The organism is Flavobacterium sp. HBTb2-11-1 (assembly GCF_009826975.1).
Lineage (GTDB): Bacteria > Bacteroidota > Bacteroidia > Flavobacteriales > Flavobacteriaceae > Flavobacterium.
Window position 1 is genome coordinate 49,398 of sequence record NZ_WUMO01000007.1, and the last position, 20,031, is coordinate 69,428.

Sequence of the window (20,031 nt, forward strand, 5' to 3'; positions counted from 1 at the left end):
AAAAGCGGTTGAGTCTTTAAATTCTCAACCGCTTTTTTATTAAAGGGTACGCTGTAAATTCTGATGCGTGTCTTTAAGAGCCCTTTCGTTTTTATAGTCAATCCATTTTTGACCTTGAATTTTTCGCATCATAATATCAAAGTGACGCATAATAAAAACATTATAAGCCGCTTTGGATAAATTGACAATGTTTTTTGGAAAGGAGCGAAGGCTCATCGAAAATCCTGGCGTTAGATATTTCATATAGTGCCAATATCCTTCAGGCATATAGAGCATCTCGCCATGTTTAAGATTTGTGATATAACCTTCGACATTTTTAAGCGCTGGAAATTTTTCGTAATCCGGATTATCAAAATCAATGTCTTCTCTCGAAATTAAGGCATGAGGCACTTTATACATAAACTTGGACTGGCTTGGAGGAAAAATCATGCATTGCTTTTCTCCATGAAAATGGAAATGAAGAATGTTTGAATAGTCGATATCATAATGCATAAAAACTCTCGAATTTTCTCCTCCAAAAAATAGCATCGGCATTTGCTTCACTAATTTTAAGCCTATATCAGGCCATAAGAAGTCGTTTTTTAATGAAGGAACTTCTTTCATTAGATTGTAAAGAAAAATACGGTAATTAGTAGGCTTTTCTTCCAATAAGTCGATATAATCGCTCATTTTCATTGTAGTATGCGCCTCATTAAAACCATCTTCGTGATTTACAGGTCTATCATCATACAAAGGAACGACCGAATCTCCTGCGATTTCTTTGATATAAGATAATTTCCATTTGTCATAAGCTGGCCAGTCTTCGGTCAATTCTTCGATAACAACAGGAATTTGTTTTTTTACATATTGGGAAACAAAATCTTCTTTTGAGATCTTTTTAACCCTTTCAATTTGTTTTAACTTCATTTTTCAAATAAAAAATTGCTTATAACTCTCTGCTATAAGCAATTTAAAAATATTTCTTGAGATTTAAGATCTCTTTTGGCTAATTTTTTGATTTGATCGATACCACAAAAAGTGCATTTAAAAAGGTATGTCGTTAAAATTTGGTTGCAACGAATTAAAAATTAATCTGCTGCGTATTTGTTATTCCAATACAGCATCATCATTAAAGTTACTATTACAGAAGAAGCAATTCCTTCAAACAATAAACAGATACAATAAGTTGGCACTGATGGATTTCCTCCAAACATAAATGTTTCAGATAAAGTTCTTACATAGGCATCTCCACCTCGTGCGTAGCTATAAACCAATAAGCCAAAAATACTCAGAGCCACACCAACCACTGAAGTAGCCATGGCAGAAATGGCATTAGATAAAAAATTGGTTTCCCCTTCATGAAAATTCATCTGCATTGTCCTATTAACACCGTAGAATATAAAGAAAACATTGAGTGTTCTCAAATAAAACAAATCTGCTAAACCTAGTACATTCATTAATAAAAAATAAATGCCAATTCCGAGGAAAATCAAAAACCCGTTGGTAATTTCTTTAGGTAATTTCATAGTGGTTATTTTTTAGAAGTTAATAGTAAATATTTGAAAAACAGTGTTCTATCAAATTTACTAAAAAAATAACTACGATGATTTAAAAACGGTAAAAACTATGCAGTCTGGTTTTTTAAAGAAGAACCTATAAAAGCTAAAGAATCGGCCTGATCTTGACGAAGTTGCGCTTTTAAGGCATCTATCGAACCAAATTTTTGCTCTTCGCGAATATAATGCAGTAAAGAGACTTCAATCTTCTGATCGTAAATGTCTTTGTCAAAATTAAACAAATGGACTTCAATAGTCTGTTTTTCGCCATTTACCGTCGGATTGAAACCAATATTCATCATGCCAAAAACAGTTTCATTGTTTACAACAGCTCTCACAACATAAACACCAATTTTTGGGATTAATTTATAATCTTCTTCAATATGAATGTTAGCGGTTGGAAAACCAATAGTACGTCCAAGCTGTTTTCCTTTTACAACTTTTCCATTCAAGAAATAGCTATAACCCAGATATTCATTGGCCAAAGCCATGTTGCCTTCATTTAAAGCTTTTCTGATTTTGGTTGAACTAACTGAAACATCTTGAATTTCTTCTGCTGAAATTTGCTCTACTTCAAATCCATATTCGATTCCAAAAGCAATTAAATCGTCAATATTTGCGGTTCGATTGCGTCCAAAACGGTGGTCATGTCCAATAATAATTTTTTGGATTTGGAATTTTTCAACCAGAATTGTACGAACGAATTCCTCAGCGGTTAATCTTGAAAAACTTTCGTTAAAAGGATGAACAACCAGATTTTCTATTCCAGTTGCTTCGAGAAGTTTTATTTTTTCATCAATCGTATTTAGTAATCTTATTTCAGACTTTTCCTGAAGAACCATTCGCGGGTGTGGAAAAAAGGTCAGAACCAGGCTTTCATATTTTCCATTTTCAGTATTCTGAGTAATTCGTTCCAGAATTTTTTTATGACCAATATGCACGCCATCAAAGGTACCAAGAGTTAAAATTGTTTTCTTGGTTGACTGAAAATCGTTTATAGAATGAAAGAGCTTCAAAACAAATTATTTAAGATGCTGCAAATTTATACTATTCTCTTTTAAATTTAATACTATGCCAAATCGATTTTTAACAGATAATATATCTTTTTGTAAAAACATGCCGACTCGTCGATTAAAAAACAATAATTGTCTTGTAGATAATATAATTTCAAATTAATTAAAGTAATTTTGATTATCTATATTTTAACAATATGAAAAAACACCTACTTTGTATATTTGTAGTTTTCTGTTCTGCAGCAATGAATGCGCAAGACGTTTTATGGCAGAAAGTAACTTCTTCATCGCTTTCGCGAAAAGCTGATGGTATAAGCTCCAGTAAATTATATTATAAATTAAATACAAGTCTTCTCAGCTCAAAGTTAGTTTCAGCATCAAATAAAACAGCAAAAAACACAACTTCAGAAATCACCATTCCGAATATCGATGGAATTTTGGAACGTTTTTCGGTTTGGGAATCTTCTAATTTTGATCCGGAATTACAAGCAAAATATCCACAAATCAGATCTTATGAAGGTCAAGGAATAGACGATAAAAGTGCTAAAATACATTTTAGCGTCGCACCAATAGGGATTCAGACCATGGTTTTTAGAACAGCAAAACCAACAGAATATATAGAGCAGAATCCAGATAATAAATCAGAATATGTTGTTTTTAAATCGACAGACAACGCAGCATCAAAAATGCTTTTGGATTGTAAAACGCCCAACTCAATTTCTGAAAATAAATCTTCTGTTACAGCAAAAACAGCGTCTAATGCTAAACAATTTAAAACACTTCGATTGGCATTATCTTGCACAGGAGAATACACGGCTTATTTTGGCGGAACAAAAGCGGGAGCTTTAGCCGGAATGAATGCCACTTTAACTAGAGTAAATGGTATTTTTAATCGAGATCTTGCTGTACAATTGATTTTAATTGCAAATAATGATGCCGTTATTTATACAGATGCGTCTACAGATCCTTATTCTATTGCACCAGTAGGTGCTGATAATAACAATCCTACTTGGCCAAAAGAGGTACAGACAACATTAACCAATGTTATAGGTGAGGCCAATTATGATATAGGTCATTTGTTTGGAGCTTCTGGCGGAGGAGGAAATGCGGGCTGTATTGGCTGTATATGCGAGAGTCCGACTTCTAGCCAGCCAATAGGAAAGGGAAGTGCGTTTACCTCTCCAGCTGACTCAAAGCCACAAGGTGATAATTTTGATATTGATTTTGTTGCTCATGAAATGGGGCATCAGCTTGGAGGCACACATACTTTTTCATATGCAAATGAAGGAATGGGAACATGTTACGAGCCAGGAAGCGGTTCAACCATTATGGGATATGCAGGAGTGACAGATTATGATGTTCAGAATCATTCAGATGATTATTTTTCTTATGCAAGTATCAGCCAAATACAAAATAATTTGGCAGGGAAAACCTGTCCAGTCTCGACTCCCATCGCTGATAATAATCCGCCTATTATAAATGCAGGTTCAGATTATACAATTCCAATTAGTACGCCGTTTATTTTGACAGGAACAGGTTCTGATCCTGAAGGAAATTCTATAACCTATACTTGGGAGCAATTTGACAGCGCAACAACAGCTTTTGCAAGTAATAGTTTAACATATCCTACAAAACCAGATGGGCCAATGTTTAGGTCTTTTTCGCCAATAGCATCACCAGTTCGTTACATGCCTGCTTTAAGTTCAGTATTAAATAACCAGTTGACGACAACTTGGGAATCTGTTTCTTCTATTGCAAAGACAATGAATTTTACTCTGACAGGAAGAGACAATGCAGCAGCTGGAAAGGGACAAACTAATACAGATGCAATGGTCGTGACTGTTAGCGCTTCTGCCGGACCATTTGCCGTAACTTCACAAACAGACGATAACTTGGGTTGGGCTAAAGGATCTGCACAAACGATTACCTGGAGTGTAAATAACACTAACACACTTCCAGGATCATCAAATGTAAATATTAAACTATCAATAGATGGAGGATTAACATTTCCAATAGTTTTAGCGGCTAATACTCCAAATGATGGTTCTGAAACTATATTAGTTCCAGAAATTGATGCCTCTACAAATTGCAGACTTTTAATAGAGCCAGTTGGAAATATTTACTATGCTATAAATTCGAAACCATTTGCTTTAGGATATACGGTTTCGACATCTTGCGCATCATATAATTTTGGTGGCGGCTATTCAACAGGCGATAATGTAAATGTGAATAAAACAGTTTCTGTGCCTACTTCATCAGGATCAGTTTCAGATGTCAATGTTTCGGTAAATGTAACACATGCGAGATTTTCAGATTTGACTATGCAAATTATTAGCCCGAGCGGAACAGTGGTGACTTTATTTAACAAAAACTGCGGAAGTACAAATTCAACTTTTGCTTTGCAGTTTGATGACAGTGGAGCTGCTTTGAACTGTAACACAACTACCAGCCAGATTGTGATTCCTTCAACTGCTCTAAGTGCTTTTAATGGAGAAAATCCACAAGGAAATTGGACTTTTAGAGTTCTTGATGATACTGTGGGAGCTCTTGGAACAATAAATTCTGCATCAGTAAACATCTGTTCTAAAACCTATACATTAGGAAATGATGATTTTGAGAATGCTGATTTCGTTGCATACCCAAATCCAAACAAAGGAACTTTTACAGTGCAATTTGATAGAGATTCGGTGAGCGAGATTAAAGTTTACGTAAATGATATTAATGGAAAATATGTTTACGATAGAACTTTCCAAGGTTCAGGATATTTTATCCAAGATATTCAGTTGCCAGATGTGCCTTCGGGTCTTTATTTTGTAACGGTTACGGATGGCAACAGAAAAGAAGTGAAAAAAATATTGGTGAATTAATTTTTGAGTTTCAAAGGTTAATGTGCCATCGCCATACAGAGTATACTAATCTTAGCGCCAGGTATTTTTAGCAAAGCTTTTGAGCATGCTTCAAGTGTGGCACCCGTTGTAAGCACATCGTCAACAATTAAAAAATGTTTGTTGTAATCAGATTCGGTAAATTTGACATCAAAAATGTTTTCAATATTTTCAGATCTTCCCAAAAGATTTTTCTTGGATTGCGTTTTGGTATATAATTTACGGATTAGGATATTTTCTGCAAAAGGAATTTCAAAACCCGATGCAATTGCTTTTCCAAAAGTGGTGACCTGATTGTAACCTCGTTCTTTAAACTTTCTTTTATGAAGTGGAACGGGAATTACAGCATCAAAAGGAATTTCTAATTGAAGCTCCTTTAGATCTTCTGCATACCAATTTCCTAAGACAGTTCCGATTTCCTGATGCCCTTTGTATTTTAAATTATGGATTAACTCTTGAACCATTCCTTTTTTATTGAAATACAAAAAAGCTGATGCAAATTGAATGTCAATTTTACCATAAAACTTTTTCACAGCTTCATTTTTAGGATTTAAATGATATTGGGTTAGAGGCATTTCATGTCGGCAGACGGTGCAGAAAACAGTTTCATTATGAAGCAAAAGTGATTGGCATCCGCTGCAGACTTTCGGAAAAAATAGATTTATTAGATAATTAATCACAAAAAGAGAGATTTTATTTACAAAAGTAACAAAATCAAAGCTTCAATCTTTATAATTTTTCTTTTTTATAAAGCTAGTTTTTATATTTTTGCATCACTATGGCAAAACAAGAAGATATATTTAAGAATGTGGTTTCGCACGCAAAAGAGTACGGATTTATTTTTCCGTCAAGCGAAGTTTATGATGGTTTAAGTGCTGTATATGATTACGCACAAAACGGTGTCGAATTAAAAAAGAATATCCGTGAATATTGGTGGAAATCAATGGTTCAGATGAATGAAAATATTGTCGGCCTTGATGCTGCAATATTGATGCATCCAACAACTTGGAAAGCTTCTGGTCACGTTGATGCTTTCAATGATCCATTAATTGATAATAAAGATTCAAAAAAGAGATATAGAGCTGACGTTTTGGTTGAAGATTTTGCTGAAAAAATTCACCAAAAAGCTCAAAAAGAAATCGAAAAAGCAAAAGCTCGTTTTGGCGATGCATTCAACGAACAAGAGTTTGTTACTACAAACGCTCGTGTAATTGAATATTTAGCTAAAGAAAAAGAAATCAGAGAGCGTTTAGGACGTTCTTTGGGAGCTGGAGATTTAGCCGATGTTAAAGCTTTGATCGAAGAATTAGAAATTGCTGATCCTGAAACCGGTTCTAAAAACTGGACAGAAGTAAAACAGTTTAACTTAATGTTCGGAACCAAATTGGGCGCATCTGCAGAGAATGCAATGGATTTATATTTACGTCCAGAAACGGCTCAAGGTATTTTTGTGAACTTCTTAAACGTTCAGAAATCAGGCCGTATGAAAGTTCCTTTCGGGATAGCTCAAACAGGTAAAGCGTTCAGAAACGAAATTGTGGCAAGACAATTTATTTTCCGTATGCGTGAGTTCGAACAAATGGAAATGCAATTCTTTGTTCGTCCAGGAGAAGAAATGCAGTGGTATGAGCATTGGAAAGAAACTCGTCTAAAATGGCATTTATCTTTAGGATTAGGACAAGAAAATTACCGTTTTCATGATCACGAAAAATTAGCGCACTACGCAAACGCAGCTGCTGATATCGAATTTAATTTCCCATTCGGATTTAAAGAATTGGAAGGAATTCACTCTCGTACAGACTTCGATTTAAAAGCACACGAAGAATATTCTGGAAGAAAATTACAATATTTTGATCCTGAATTAAACGAAAACTACGTTCCTTACGTAGTAGAAACTTCTGTTGGTTTAGATCGTATGTTCTTGGCTGTTTTTGCAACTTCATTAAAAGAAGAAACATTAGAAGACGGTTCTACAAGAACAGTTTTAAAATTGCCAGCAGTTTTAGCGCCAACTAAAGCAGCAGTATTACCATTAGTTAAAAAAGATGGTTTACCAGAAGTTTCAAGAAAAATCATCGAAGATTTAAAATGGGATTTCAATGTGGCTTATGATGAAAAAGATGCTGTAGGACGCCGTTACAGAAGACAAGATGCTCTTGGAACGCCTTTCTGTATTACAGTAGATCATCAAACGCTGGAAGACGAAACAGTAACGATTCGTCATAGAGATACAATGAAACAAGATCGTGTAAAAATTACTGAATTAAGAGGTATTATCGAAAATGAAGTTTCGATGAAAAACTGGTTAATGAAGATGTAATCTTTACAGTTTATTATAGAAATCCCAAATTCTGTCCCAAAGCTTCGGGAGAGTTTGGGATTTTCTTTTTTAAATAGGTATTTTATCGGTTTTTTTTGCATTTCATCCTTATGTATTAACATTTTAACCTAATGTGTTAACAATGAGATGTTTAATTTTTTTAAATCCGTAATTTTAAATTTGTATTACTGCAAAGCGCAATCTTTTTCTTCATATAGCAATTAAAAGTATTTTTTTGATTATGATTGCGCCGTGAGAAAACCAACAAGACCCGAAATTGAAAAAGTATTCGTATATTATAATTGATGATGTTGCTGAGAGTATTTTGAAAACCCAAACAATCGCTTCAGGCTTTTCAGAATTATCTTTTAAGGCATCGGCATCAAATTTTCAGGACGGTTTAAGCTTGGTTTTAGAACATAAACCCGATTTGATTTTTCTAGAAATCGAACCCGAAAATTTGTCAAGTCATTTGTCTCTGACTTTCGTTAGCGAATTGCACCGTTTCTTTCAGGAGATTCCAAAAATCATTATTACTACAAATAAAAAAGACAAAGCTTTTGATGCCATTCAATACGGCGTGTTTGATTATCTTTTAAAACCCGTTGCGCATATTGATCTGCTGAAAACCGTTTTGAAGCTTAAGAAAGCAAATCTTGAGGTAAAAACAGTACATTCAACAGAAGAACAGACTTCTATTGCAATTGATAATATTGGTAACGTAACGATTCCTCAGAACGCTCAAAAGCCATTAACCATTTGCATAAAATCGTATGGCGATTACCGATATTTGAATGCCGAGGATATCTGCTATTTTCAAGCTGACAATAACTCGACCGATATTTATTTAAATACTGGCGAAATGATTACGGCCTTCAAAACGTTGAAGCATTTTGAAAGCGTTTTGACCTATCCGTTTATCCGAATTCATAACAGTTATGTCATTAATAGAAATTATATTTCGAGGATTCATAGCGGAAACTCAATCTGTTACATAAAAAACTCGACCAAAAAGATTCCTTTTTCCAAAACCTATAGAGCAAATGTAGAGCAGATAATTGCCGATTTTGCAGCAGGAAATTACCTAGAAGTCTAAAAATTAGACAATTACATTGATTTGCTATCCATTGACTATCAATTGGGTACGATCTACCACAAACCTAATTTTTTGTATAAATTTTTTTTCAATCTGGTGTTAGTTTTACACTCTGATTCGCAAGCAAACGGCGAATTGTCTCCAAAAATTAAAACAACATTAAAACCTCAGGTCATGAAAAAAACAGCTTTAACAATCGGATTATTTTCTTTAGTAGTAGTAGCAACTTCTTTTGCGTCAACAGAAGTTCCAACATATTTAGCAGCAAACGATTCTATTAAAGTTTTACCAGTAGATGGTACGACGACAACTGGTGGTGGTGCAGCAGGTGGAGTTATTAAAAAACACGATTTTCATGGAGCTGCTGAATCATTCCAAAAAAATAGCAATGCAAACTTTGCAAGTGTTAATCAAGCTTTCGGACACGATAAAAAAGTAGATTAAAAGAAATAAAGAAATAAAGAAATATATAAAATTAAGGCTGTCAATTTTTGGCAGCTTTTTTTGTGTCTATAGTTTTACTATTTTTGATAAAATTCAAAGGCACAATTGAAGAAACTAAAAAAAATACTGCTGTTTTTATTCTTTGTTATATTGGCATGTACCAAGAAAGCAGGAAACTTAGAGATGACTTCTTCTAAAGACAGCCTTCCTGCTTATCTTACTTTAGCAAATGAGGATAATCTGCCTTTGCACATTAAACAAAAATACGCTCAGAAAGCATTAAGTATTATTTTAGAACAAAAAGATGATTCGCTTAATAAAGTAAATCTTTTTAAGGTTGCTAATCGATATTACAATATGAGCGATTGGAAAGCCTATCTTAAAACAACTAAATTAATTTTAGAAAGGGCTCGGGTATCAAAGGATTCGGTACATATGGCAAAAGCCTATGTATATTTAGGTGATTACTATTTGTCGCAATCTATTTCTGATAGTGCTTTTTTGAATTATTATAAAGCCGAAAAAACATATCAGAGAATTAATGATCAATTAAATTTGGTCAAGACTTTTTTAAATAAAGCGAATCTACAATACAACGAAGGTGATTTTTTTGAAAGTGAAATAACCGTTTTTAAAGCTTTGAGTATTTTAAAATTAAAGAAAGATGTCAATGAATTGCTTTATGAAAGCTATAATTTGTTAGGTATTTTGTATAATGAAAGAGAAGAGTTTGCCAAAGCTTTAGAGTTTCAGAATAAAGCCTTGAATATATTGGATGATAAAAAAATCCCCTCAGATTTTCAATATAAAGCAGCATCTTTAAATAACTTGGGATACATATATATGCGCATGGGGAATTATAAACGTGCCAAAGTTTTTTTTGAAAGGGGACTTCAAGAAAAAAATCTTTTTGTAGATAGATCAAGTTTATATGCAATTTTACTTGATAATTTAGGATATGCTAAGTTGAAACTAAATGATCCCAATAAGATGCCTGAGCTTTTTTATGAATCTCTAAAAATTAGAGATAGCCTTGATCTTACTTCTGGAATGGTGTCAAGTAAAATACATCTATCAGAGTATTACGCTTTGAAAAAAGATACTCTTAAAGCAATTCAATTTTCAAAACAAGCTTTGGCATTATCTCGTACAAGTACAAGGATTATAAATACATTGGAAGCCCTCAAACAAACCGCAGAAGTGGATCCTAAAAATGCTTCTCAATATTCGAAAGAATATATTCAGCTTAACGAAAAAATGCTAAAAGCAGAGCGCAAAATGGGAGAAAAATTCTCTCGCATCGAATATGAAACCAACGAAATTAAAGATCAAAATTCTAGTCTTCAGGAAAAAAATAAAACTTTGGTTTATGTATTTAGTATTTGTACATTGCTTGGGTTGTTTTTTTATGTTTACAAAACACAACAGGCCAAGAATCGTGAACTTCTTTTTAAACAACAGCAACAGATTGCAAATGAAGATATTTACAATTTGATGATTTCGCAACAGAATGAAATTGAGCTTACGCGAATAAAAGAAAAGAAAAAAGTTGCCCAGGAATTGCACGACGGTGTTTTAGGACGTATGTTCGGTATTCGGATAAGTTTGGATAGCCTAGATAAATTGGATGAATCTGAAGCTATTTCTAAAAGAAAAAAGTATCTTGATGAATTGAAAAATGTTGAACAGGATATTCGGGAAATTTCGCATGACTTAAATAGAGAAAAATCGGAATTAATTAATAATTTTGTTTCCATTTTGAATAAACTATTTGAAGATCAGAAGAATACGTATAGTTCGAAATTGATTACTGTTTTTGATCCTGAAATTAAATGGGATTTAATAAGCAACATCGTAAAAATCAATTTGTACAGAATTGTTCAGGAAGGACTCCAAAATTGTAATAAATATGCTGAAGCAGATATTATTAAAGTGGAGTTTAAAAATGAAAATGGTAATCTTGTTTTAACCATTGAAGACGACGGAATCGGATTTAATACCAATAAAACTAAAAACGGAATTGGCCTTAATAATATAGAATATAGAGCAACAGAGTGTAAGGGAACAGTTACGATAAAATCTGCCAAAGGAGAAGGAACCGTTCTCACCATAAAAGTCCCATTAGAGCCAAATAATAACCTGCATAATGACATTTGATTTACCAGCCTCAGCTCCACAATTAGTTAAAAAGAATATTTTAATAGTAGATGACCATCCATTTATTATTGAAGGATATAAGAATGCCATAACTCGTTATAATCCAAAACAATATGAATTTTTAATTGCTCAGGCGCACGATTGTAGATCCGGTTATGATATAATAGAAAATAATAACAACACTGATTTTGATATTGCTTTTTTGGATATCAGCATGCCTCCTTATGAAGAAAAAGAGATTTTTTCTGGCGAAGATCTGGCAAAATTGCTTCTGAAAAAGATGCCTTCATGCAAGATTATTCTTTTGACGATGTACACCGAATTGCTGAAAATCAAAACCATTATCAGAACCATTCAGCCCAACGGATTAATTATTAAAAATGACCTCACTTTTGACGAATTGCTTTTGGCTTTTGATAAAGTAATGAAAAATGAAAAATATTACAGCCAGTCGGTTGTAAAGATGCTGAATCAATCAACTCATAATGCGATTGAAATAGATCAGTACGATAAACAGATATTAATTCATTTGGACAAAGGAACCCCAATTCATGAAGTGTTGCAAAATATTCCAATTTCTTTAAATGCGATCATGAAACGAAAAAAGCATTTAATGGAATTGCTAAAAATAAAAAGCGGTTCTGATCACGATTTGGTAAAAGAAGCGAAAAGCAAAGGGCTTTTTTAGAATTTAAATCCCAATAAAAGAGCAAAATAAAAATTCCAAATTCCAAGATTTTTTAAGTCCTTGGAATTTGGAATTTTTATTATTTGGAATTTCTAAAATTTATTCTGTCAAAGCATCCCATCCGCGAGCTTTTAAAGCAATTTTTGTGTTCGCGCGGGTTACAAGATGGATTCCTTCACTTTCTTGCGTCATATGTCCGATTACAGAGAAATTCGGATTTCCTTTTATTTTGTCGAAATCATTAATGTCGATTGTAAATAATAGTTCGTAATCTTCTCCGCCATTTATGGCAACCGTTGTACTGTCGATATTAAATTCTTCGCAAGTAGAAATAAACTGAGGATCCAAAGGCAGTTTGTCTTCATATAAATTACAGCCTACTTTAGATTGTTTGCAGATATGCATAATCTCAGAAGATAATCCGTCTGAGATATCAATCATTGCGTTTGGTTTTATATCTAAAGCATGAAGCAAGGTACGAACATCTTTTCGCGCTTCAGGTTTCAATTGGCGTTCTACCAAATAAGTATAAGGATCTAAATCGGGCTGATTGTTTGGGTTGACTTGGAAAACTTGTTTTTCACGTTCTAAAACCTGCAATCCCATATACGCAGCGCCAAGATCACCGGTTACAACTAATAAATCAGTTTTTTTAGCTCCATTTCTGTAAACCAATTCATTTTCATCAGCTTCTCCAATCGCAGTAATGCTGATGATTAATCCTTTTTGAGATGAGGTAGTATCTCCACCGATGACATCCACTTTATATTCTTTTGCGGCAAGTGTAATTCCTGCAAACAACTCTTCTAGAGCTTCAAGCGGAAAACGATTAGAAACGGCAACCGAAACCGTAATTTGAGTCGGTTTTGCATTCATCGCGCAAATGTCAGAAACGTTTACTACAACGGCTTTGTATCCTAAATGTTTCAGTGGCATGTAAGCCAAATCAAAATGAACACCTTCAATTAATAAATCGGTCGAAACTACTACTTTTTTATCTTTAAAATCAAGAACAGCGGCGTCATCGCCAATACTTTTTAAAGTAGATTCCTGAGTAATGTCAAAGTTTTTGGTTAAATGGTCAATTAAACCAAATTCGCCCAATTGAGCTATACTAGTTCTCTGTTGATTTTTATCTTCAATCATTTCTGTTAAGTTCCAAAGTTATTAAGGTGCAAAGGTACAAAGGATTTTTCTTTTTAAGTAACAAAGACACAAAGGTTCAGAGTTGCAAAGTTTTTTATAAACGAATTTTCCGTAGAGACACACCGCAGTGCATCTCCCTTGTGTATAAATTTGGGTGTAGATTTCCGATGTGTTAAACGCATTGCGGTGCGTCTAAAATGTGCTGAATAATATTTTTTTAAAATATTTTTTTGCTGCTGACAAACTGTTGTCACCAGCCCATTTTACTTTTGAAGTATTAAAAATATTTAAACTTTAAAACCATGAAAACATTAGAAGCACAAGTTATTACTTCAGAAGATTTATTGAAACATTGGCAAGGGCATAGAGCGCTTACTCGTCGTTTAATTGAACTTTTTCCAGAGAAAGATTTCTTTGAATTTTCAATAGGAGGGATGAGACCTTTCTCAAAATTAGTAGATGAACTTTTGGCGATTGCAGTTCCAGGTTTAAAAGGAATTGTAACGAAAGAAACTGCTCCATTTTCAGAAGGAACAGAAAAATTGATTTTTAAAGCCCAATATCTTGAAAAATGGGATGAAGCTACAGAAGAAATAAATAAATATTGGGAGCAACTATCAGTTGAAGATTTTAGCGAGACTTTTAACCTTTTTGGGCAATATGAATTTCCTGTAATTCAGAATATCTTATACTTTATCGATAATGAAGTGCATCACCGTGGACAAGCTTATGTGTATTTAAGAGCTTTAAATATCGAACCGCCATTTTTCTGGGAGAGATAATTGATAATTTTTTACTATCTTAATATCACATTCTAAAAACCACTGCTATGAGTTTAAAAAAGATAATGTCCAATTTTGCAGATTACAATTTATGGGTAAACCAGCAATTTGTAAACTGGCTTTCGCCAAAAGCTGATGAATTGCTTTATGCAGAAGTGCAATCGAGTTTCTCTACTATCATGAAAACCTTGGACCACATCTGGTCTACAGAAGAATATTGGTTTTCTGTAATTTCTGAAAATGATATGGCAGAAAAAAAGCCTGAAAGCGAATTGTCAAAAGAAGAAATATTTGAAGGATTACTCAATTCATCTACAAGATTGAAACACCTTATCAATTCATTGTCGGAAGAAGATTTGATGAAAGAAGTTAAAATTACCAATCCGTGGTTTGAGTGCGAATTGCCTGTTTCAGATTATCTGCTGCAGGTTATAAATCACGGAACTTATCACAGAGGACAAATTGTAACCATGGGAAGAAATATCGGAATTACAGATGCTTCCAACACCGATTACAATTTTTATAATGTAATTAAGGCCCAATAAAAAAACTCCCAAAAGAATTTGAAATTCTCTTGGGAGTTTTTTTATAATAGTCTTTTTTTATTGATTTCGATTAAATTTAAAACTTTAGTTTTTAATATTTCAGGTTCTAAAATTTCAGCATAATCGCCAAACATTAAAAACCAGCGAGGAAAACCATTTTCGATATCACGGCAGAGAAAAGTCATTTCTAATTTATCTCCAACTTCTTTTTCAGAAACAAAACCATGATATTTTCTATCGAAAGCTAGATAACGGGCAATTTTCTTTTCTACCAGAAGCCGGACTTTTGTAGTTGGAACCGTTTCTGTTTTGCTCAAATATGTCTCCAAAGAATCATGCTCGATTGTAAAATCTAAATCTGTTTTTTTAAGGTTTTGAATTCTGTCTGCCCTAAACTGTCTGTAATCTTTTCTCAAGTGACAGAAACCAAGAAAATACCAATTGTTATTATCATGAAAAACGCCAACTGGTTCCAAATTACGCTCCGTTAATTCATCTTTCCCAAAGGTTTTATAAGAAAGTGAAATCTGTTTCTTCTCTGCAATACTTTCAAACAAAACCGATAGCGTATTTGGCGAATTATCATTAAACATGGGTTCTGCATCCTGCATTACGATTCTCGATTCGATGTTTGAAAGATAATCTTTGTCGTTACTTCTTAAAACAGCTTTCAGTTTGTACATCGCCGAAGCATAATGTGTCCCCAAAGAAGGATCGGTAAACTTCTGCATCAGTTTTTCAGCAGCAATAAAACTGCTGACTTCTTCCCGAGTAAACATCACGGGAGGAAGGCGATAACCATCCATAAGAGCATAACCAACTCCAGCTTCACTATAAATAGGAACGCCAGACGCTTCCAGGGTTCTGATGTCGCGATAGATTGTCCTCAAACTGCATTCAAAACGATCGGCTAATTCTTGTGCTTTGACAATCTTTTTAGATTGCAATTGTATGAGAATAGCAACAATTCGGTCAAATCGCTTTGGGGTTTCGTCGAGCATTTGTTTTTAAGATTCTAAGGTTCTGAGTTACTGAGATTCTAGGTCTTTTTGCTGATGCAAAGATTCAAAGATACAAATGTAAAAACTAAAGGGAATAAAAAAAGCTGTTCCAAATTGAAACAGCTTTCTATCGTAAATCGAAAAAAAAAAATTAAAATCTATACAAAACTCCAAATTGCGGCTGATCGAAAATGTTTTCAAATAAGTTAATATTTAATTGAAAAGTATCAGACGATGGACCATTTTCTGGAGAAACGCTGTTGTAAGCCAAGACATTTGCAAGGACAAAAGTAACGGCAATGTTTTTGGTTACAAAGTAATTCAAACCAACATTAATATCAGCTGTTAAACTATTGTCTGTATCGCTTCCAACTTGTGGTATTTCTGTTTTGTTTCTTCCATAACCTAAACCAAGTTCGGCATACGTTTTAAAACGTTTTTTATCTAATTCTAAGAAATAGTAACGAGCAAAAGCTCCAACTCCAAAAACATTGGTTTTTACTTGAGTTGTTTCTACTTTGTTGCTTGAGTAATTTAGTTTAGCTCCAACAGCAAATTTATCATTTAGCAAATAGCCAAACTTTGGACTAAAGCCATAATAGTCTGCGTCTCCGCCTGTACTAATTTTGATAGATCCTTCTAAAAACATATCACCCTTTTGAAAAGTGATGCCTTTTGCAGAATTCATTTCCGAATCAACTTGGTCTTGTTGAGCGTTTGCAAAACAGAATGTGAATAGTGCTAAAATAACAGAAAATTTGGTTTTCATAGTCTTATAATGTTAAAGTTGTAAGATTAAAAATACATTTTCTGTGTTAAAAAGACCTTCAGTTTATTTGATTGAGTTAAAGAACGGCTTTTAGAGTTAAAAATCTGCAATATTTGTAAGTTTTTACGTTGTAAATTTTAAATCAGACAAATAAAAAACCCAACAACTTTCGTCATTGGGTCAATCTATTATCTTTATTCTTTACTCTATTATCTAAAAAGAACTAGTCGTTCAATTTCAAAACAGCCATAAATGCTTCTTGCGGAATTTCAACGTTTCCTACTTGACGCATACGTTTTTTACCTTTTTTCTGTTTTTCAAGAAGTTTACGCTTACGCGAAATATCTCCACCGTAACATTTTGCGGTAACGTCTTTACGAAGTGCTTTAATTGTTTCACGAGCGATAATCTTAGCTCCAATTGCCGCTTGAATCGGAATATCAAATTGCTGTCTTGGAATCAATTCACGCAGTTTTTCGGTCATTTTTTTACCGATGTTGTAAGCGTTATCTTCGTGGATTAATGCAGAAAGTGCATCAACGGTTTGTGCATTCAAAAGAACGTCAAGTTTAACCAATTTTGAAGTTCTCATTCCAATTGGAGAATAATCAAAAGAAGCATAACCTTTAGAAACTGTTTTCAAACGATCGTAAAAATCGAATACAATTTCGGCCAAAGGCATATCAAAGTTTAACTCAACACGTTCTGTTGTTAAATACGTTTGATTAGTAATCAAGCCACGTTTTTCGATACATAAACTCATTACGTTTCCAACGAAATCGGCTTTTGTAATGATGGTAGCTTTAATAAAAGGCTCTTCAACTCTATCCAATTTTGAAGGCTCTGGCAAATCTGAAGGATTGTTTACAACGATTGGCGTTTCTGGATGTTTCTTAGTATAAGCTAAGTACGAAACGTTAGGAACCGTAGTAATTACAGTCATATCAAACTCACGCTCTAAACGTTCTTGGATAATTTCCATGTGAAGCATTCCTAAGAATCCGCAACGGAAACCGAATCCTAATGCCGCAGAACTTTCAGGAGTAAATACTAATGAAGCGTCATTTAACTGTAATTTTTCCATTGAAGAACGCAAATCTTCATAATCTTCTGTATCGACAGGATAAATACCTGCGAATACCATTGGTTTTACATCCTCAAAACCAGCAACCATATTCGTTGTCGGAACTTTTGCATCTGTAATCGTATCACCCACTTTTACTTCACGAGCTTCTTTAATTCCAGAAATTAAATAACCAACATCTCCTGCTGAAACTACATTTTTAGGAACTTGATTAAGTTTTAAAGTTCCAATTTCGTCGGCAAAATATTCGTTATCTGTAGCCATGAATTTAATTTTTTGGCCTTTTTTGATTTCCCCATTTACAACTCTAAAGATTACCTCAATTCCACGGAACGGATTGTAAACTGAGTCAAAAATTAAAGCTTGCAATGGCTCTTCCGGATCTCCTTTTGGAGCAGGGATTTTTTCGATAATGGCAGCCAGAATGTTCTCCACACCAAAACCAGTTTTTCCTGAAGCATGAATAATATCTTCCAATTTACATCCTAATAAATCGATAATATCATCACTAACTTCTTCAGGGTTTGCACTCGGCAAATCGACTTTATTTAAAACTGGAATAATTTCCAAGTCGTTTTCAAGTGCTAAATATAAGTTTGAAATTGTTTGTGCCTGAATACTCTGCGCCGCATCAACAATCAATAAAGCGCCTTCGCAGGCAGCGATAGATCTGGAAACTTCATACGAAAAGTCTACGTGGCCAGGAGTATCAATTAGGTTTAAGATATATTCCTCGCCTTTGTATTTGTATTCCATCTGAATGGCATGACTCTTAATGGTAATTCCACGCTCGCGTTCCAAGTCCATGTTGTCAAGCAATTGAGCTTTTTCTTCACGGGCTGTAACGGTTTGTGTAGCACTTAGTAATCGGTCTGCTAATGTACTCTTACCGTGGTCAATGTGTGCAATAATGCAAAAATTACGTATCTTCTTCATTTTAATATATCGGTTCTCTAATCGATTTTAAGTCTTTTTTTGGGAATAATCTGCTTTAAGACAATTGCTTTAAAGCATGTTACTAAGGCGCAAAGATAGCGCAAAGTTTTGGATTCTGGAATGCAGATTTTAGATAGTTGAAAGATGTGAATTAAAATTGGCGTTAAAATTCAAAATTAAATCCTTTTTCAGTTAATTTTTTGTACATCTCATCATCAAATTTATAAAGTTTAGCAGCTCTGTGCGAAACGTCTTTTTGTTTTTCATCTAATGCTGTGAGCAGTTTCATGTGAAGAATTTTTCGTCTGAAATTAGATTTGTCCAATTCAATTCCAAGAATTTCTTCGTACAAATGCATGAGCTGCAATAAAGTAAATTTTTCTGGAAGAAGATTAAAACCAATTGGAGCCTGACGCACACGGTTTCTGAGCTGTAATAAACTGAAATTTAAAATTTCATTGTGGTCAAAGATCAACTCAGGAATATCTTTTATTTTATACCATTTGGCTTCGATAACTCTCAAACTGGCTTTAATATTATAATCTTCACGATTCACCAAAGTGTAATAGCCAATCGTTACAACACGTCTTTCTGGAACACGTTTTGGATTTGTGAATGCTTTCAGCTGTTCCAGATAAATATTTTCAAGTCCTGTAAGTTCATGCAAAATACGTTGCGCAGCATCATCGGCACTTTCTTCCAGCTGAAGCCATCCGCCGAGAAGCCCCCATTTGCCTTTACTTTCACCTTGAGCGTGCTGAACCAAGAGAACTTCGAGACTCTCTTTGTTAAATCCGAAGAAAACACAGTCAATTGTGATTCCCTCTACGGCTGGTTTGTGATGATGATTAGTAGTTATTTCTGCCAATGTATTGTTGTCGTGTTATTGTGTATTGAAAATTAAAATACAAAATTAAATCCCTTTTCTGTTAATTGATCATAAATTTCTGGGTCAAACTTATATAGCTGAGCTGCTCTATGAGAAACATCTTGTTGTTTTTCGTCTAATGCAACCAACAATTTCATGTGAAGAATTTTTCTCCTAAAGTTGGGTTTATCCATTTCGATTCCTAAAATTTCTTCATACAACTGCATCAATTGCAATAAAGTAAATTTTTCAGGAAGAAGGTTAAATCCAATTGGCGCTTGACGAACTCTGTTTCGAAGGTGTTTTAAACTGTAATCTAAAATCTCATTATGGTCGTAAATCAAATCTGGAATTTCATTGATTTTATACCATTGGGCATCGGAAGCGGTAAAACCTGCTTTAATATTATAATCTTCTCTTTTTACGAGGGCATAATATCCAATTGTAATAACACGTCGCAGCGGAAAACGATCAGGATCTCCAAATGCTTTCAGCTGTTCTAGATAAATATTATCAAGTCCCGTAAGTTCGTTCAATAAACGATGGGCGGCATTGTCGGTACTCTCCTTTTTATAAATCCATCCCCCAGGAAGTCCCCACTTTCCTTTACTGATACCCTCTGCATGCTGCACTAAAAGCACTTCAAGACTGCCCTTATCAAAACCAAAAATGACACAGTCAATCGTGATGGCATTCATCGCGCTGTTTTCATTTTTATAAGCAGTTTTGTCTTCTACATTTTCAACCATATATGAGATAAAT

At 34.0% G+C, this 20,031-nt stretch carries 18 protein-coding genes; 8 read left to right on the forward strand and 10 right to left on the reverse strand.

Annotated elements, in window-relative coordinates; all coding sequences use genetic code 11:
- Positions 1 to 39: 39 nt before the first annotated feature.
- The 3 genes from GR162_RS16025 to GR162_RS16035 form a co-directional block, all read right to left on the reverse strand.
- Complete coding sequence (locus GR162_RS16025; protein WP_160782963.1) at positions 40 to 906, reverse strand: cupin-like domain-containing protein; 867 nt, start codon at positions 904 to 906, stop codon at positions 40 to 42.
- Positions 907 to 1,067: 161 nt separating this feature from the next.
- A complete protein-coding gene (locus GR162_RS16030; RefSeq protein WP_160782964.1) occupies positions 1,068 to 1,505 on the reverse strand; it encodes a hypothetical protein in 438 nt (145 codons plus the stop codon).
- Between the two features lie 98 nt (positions 1,506 to 1,603).
- Entirely contained in the window at positions 1,604 to 2,551 is a 948-nt protein-coding gene (locus GR162_RS16035; RefSeq protein WP_160782965.1) for a bifunctional riboflavin kinase/FAD synthetase, read from the reverse strand.
- 194 nt (positions 2,552 to 2,745) lie between these two features.
- On the opposite strand from GR162_RS16035, the gene GR162_RS16040 reads away from it, so the two are divergent.
- The gene (locus GR162_RS16040; RefSeq protein WP_160782966.1) at positions 2,746 to 5,415 is read left to right on the forward strand and encodes a reprolysin-like metallopeptidase; all 2,670 of its coding nucleotides are present in this window, start codon (positions 2,746 to 2,748) and stop codon (positions 5,413 to 5,415) included.
- Between the two features lie 17 nt (positions 5,416 to 5,432).
- Here the strand turns inward: GR162_RS16040 and GR162_RS16045 are convergent, their stop codons facing one another.
- Positions 5,433 to 6,113 carry a ComF family protein gene (locus GR162_RS16045; protein ID WP_370516255.1) on the reverse strand — a complete coding sequence of 227 codons (681 nt, stop codon included), beginning with the start codon at positions 6,111 to 6,113 and terminating at the stop codon, positions 5,433 to 5,435.
- Positions 6,114 to 6,211: 98 nt separating this feature from the next.
- On the opposite strand from GR162_RS16045, the gene GR162_RS16050 reads away from it, so the two are divergent.
- The 5 genes from GR162_RS16050 (at position 6,212) to GR162_RS16070 (ending at position 12,138) form a co-directional block, all read left to right on the forward strand.
- Positions 6,212 to 7,753 carry a glycine--tRNA ligase gene (locus GR162_RS16050; RefSeq protein ID WP_129746722.1) on the forward strand — a complete coding sequence of 514 codons (1,542 nt, stop codon included), beginning with the start codon at positions 6,212 to 6,214 and terminating at the stop codon, positions 7,751 to 7,753.
- 277 nt (positions 7,754 to 8,030) lie between these two features.
- Positions 8,031 to 8,849: a LytTR family DNA-binding domain-containing protein gene (locus GR162_RS16055; protein WP_160782967.1), complete on the forward strand. Its 819-nt coding sequence runs from the start codon at positions 8,031 to 8,033 to the stop codon at positions 8,847 to 8,849.
- A gap of 174 nt (positions 8,850 to 9,023) precedes the next feature.
- Positions 9,024 to 9,293, forward strand: coding sequence for a hypothetical protein (locus tag GR162_RS16060; protein WP_066033312.1), 270 nt, complete (start codon positions 9,024 to 9,026; stop codon positions 9,291 to 9,293).
- Positions 9,294 to 9,398: 105 nt separating this feature from the next.
- A complete protein-coding gene (locus GR162_RS16065; RefSeq protein ID WP_370516256.1) occupies positions 9,399 to 11,450 on the forward strand; it encodes an ATP-binding protein in 2,052 nt (683 codons plus the stop codon).
- A complete protein-coding gene (locus GR162_RS16070) occupies positions 11,440 to 12,138 on the forward strand; it encodes a response regulator transcription factor (protein WP_160782968.1) in 699 nt (232 codons plus the stop codon). The genes GR162_RS16065 and GR162_RS16070 overlap by 11 nt, the downstream gene beginning before the upstream one ends.
- A gap of 99 nt (positions 12,139 to 12,237) precedes the next feature.
- On the opposite strand, the gene thiL is transcribed toward GR162_RS16070, so the two are convergent.
- A complete protein-coding gene (gene thiL, locus GR162_RS16075; protein WP_160782969.1) occupies positions 12,238 to 13,284 on the reverse strand; it encodes a thiamine-phosphate kinase in 1,047 nt (348 codons plus the stop codon).
- 302 nt (positions 13,285 to 13,586) lie between these two features.
- Here thiL and GR162_RS16080 point away from each other — a divergent pair, with 302 nt between their 5' ends.
- Positions 13,587 to 14,066: a DinB family protein gene (locus GR162_RS16080; RefSeq protein ID WP_160782970.1), complete on the forward strand. Its 480-nt coding sequence runs from the start codon at positions 13,587 to 13,589 to the stop codon at positions 14,064 to 14,066.
- A 47-nt stretch (positions 14,067 to 14,113) separates the two neighbouring features.
- Positions 14,114 to 14,611: a DinB family protein gene (locus tag GR162_RS16085; protein ID WP_160782971.1), complete on the forward strand. Its 498-nt coding sequence runs from the start codon at positions 14,114 to 14,116 to the stop codon at positions 14,609 to 14,611.
- Positions 14,612 to 14,652: 41 nt separating this feature from the next.
- On the opposite strand, the gene GR162_RS16090 is transcribed toward GR162_RS16085, so the two are convergent.
- The 5 genes from GR162_RS16090 to GR162_RS16110 all read right to left on the reverse strand — a co-directional run bounded on the left by GR162_RS16090 (position 14,653) and on the right by GR162_RS16110 (position 20,018).
- Entirely contained in the window at positions 14,653 to 15,612 is a 960-nt protein-coding gene (locus GR162_RS16090; RefSeq protein ID WP_160782972.1) for a YafY family protein, read from the reverse strand.
- A gap of 151 nt (positions 15,613 to 15,763) precedes the next feature.
- Complete coding sequence (locus GR162_RS16095; RefSeq protein ID WP_008465432.1) at positions 15,764 to 16,381, reverse strand: outer membrane beta-barrel protein; 618 nt, start codon at positions 16,379 to 16,381, stop codon at positions 15,764 to 15,766.
- A gap of 223 nt (positions 16,382 to 16,604) precedes the next feature.
- On the reverse strand, positions 16,605 to 18,401 hold the full coding sequence (gene lepA, locus GR162_RS16100; RefSeq protein ID WP_026728216.1) for a translation elongation factor 4: 1,797 nt from the start codon (positions 18,399 to 18,401) through the stop codon (positions 16,605 to 16,607).
- A 163-nt stretch (positions 18,402 to 18,564) separates the two neighbouring features.
- Positions 18,565 to 19,269, reverse strand: a complete 705-nt coding sequence (locus tag GR162_RS16105; protein ID WP_160782973.1) for an NUDIX domain-containing protein — start codon at positions 19,267 to 19,269, stop codon at positions 18,565 to 18,567.
- A gap of 32 nt (positions 19,270 to 19,301) precedes the next feature.
- Positions 19,302 to 20,018: an NUDIX domain-containing protein gene (locus tag GR162_RS16110; protein ID WP_160782974.1), complete on the reverse strand. Its 717-nt coding sequence runs from the start codon at positions 20,016 to 20,018 to the stop codon at positions 19,302 to 19,304.
- Positions 20,019 to 20,031 lie beyond the last annotated feature (13 nt).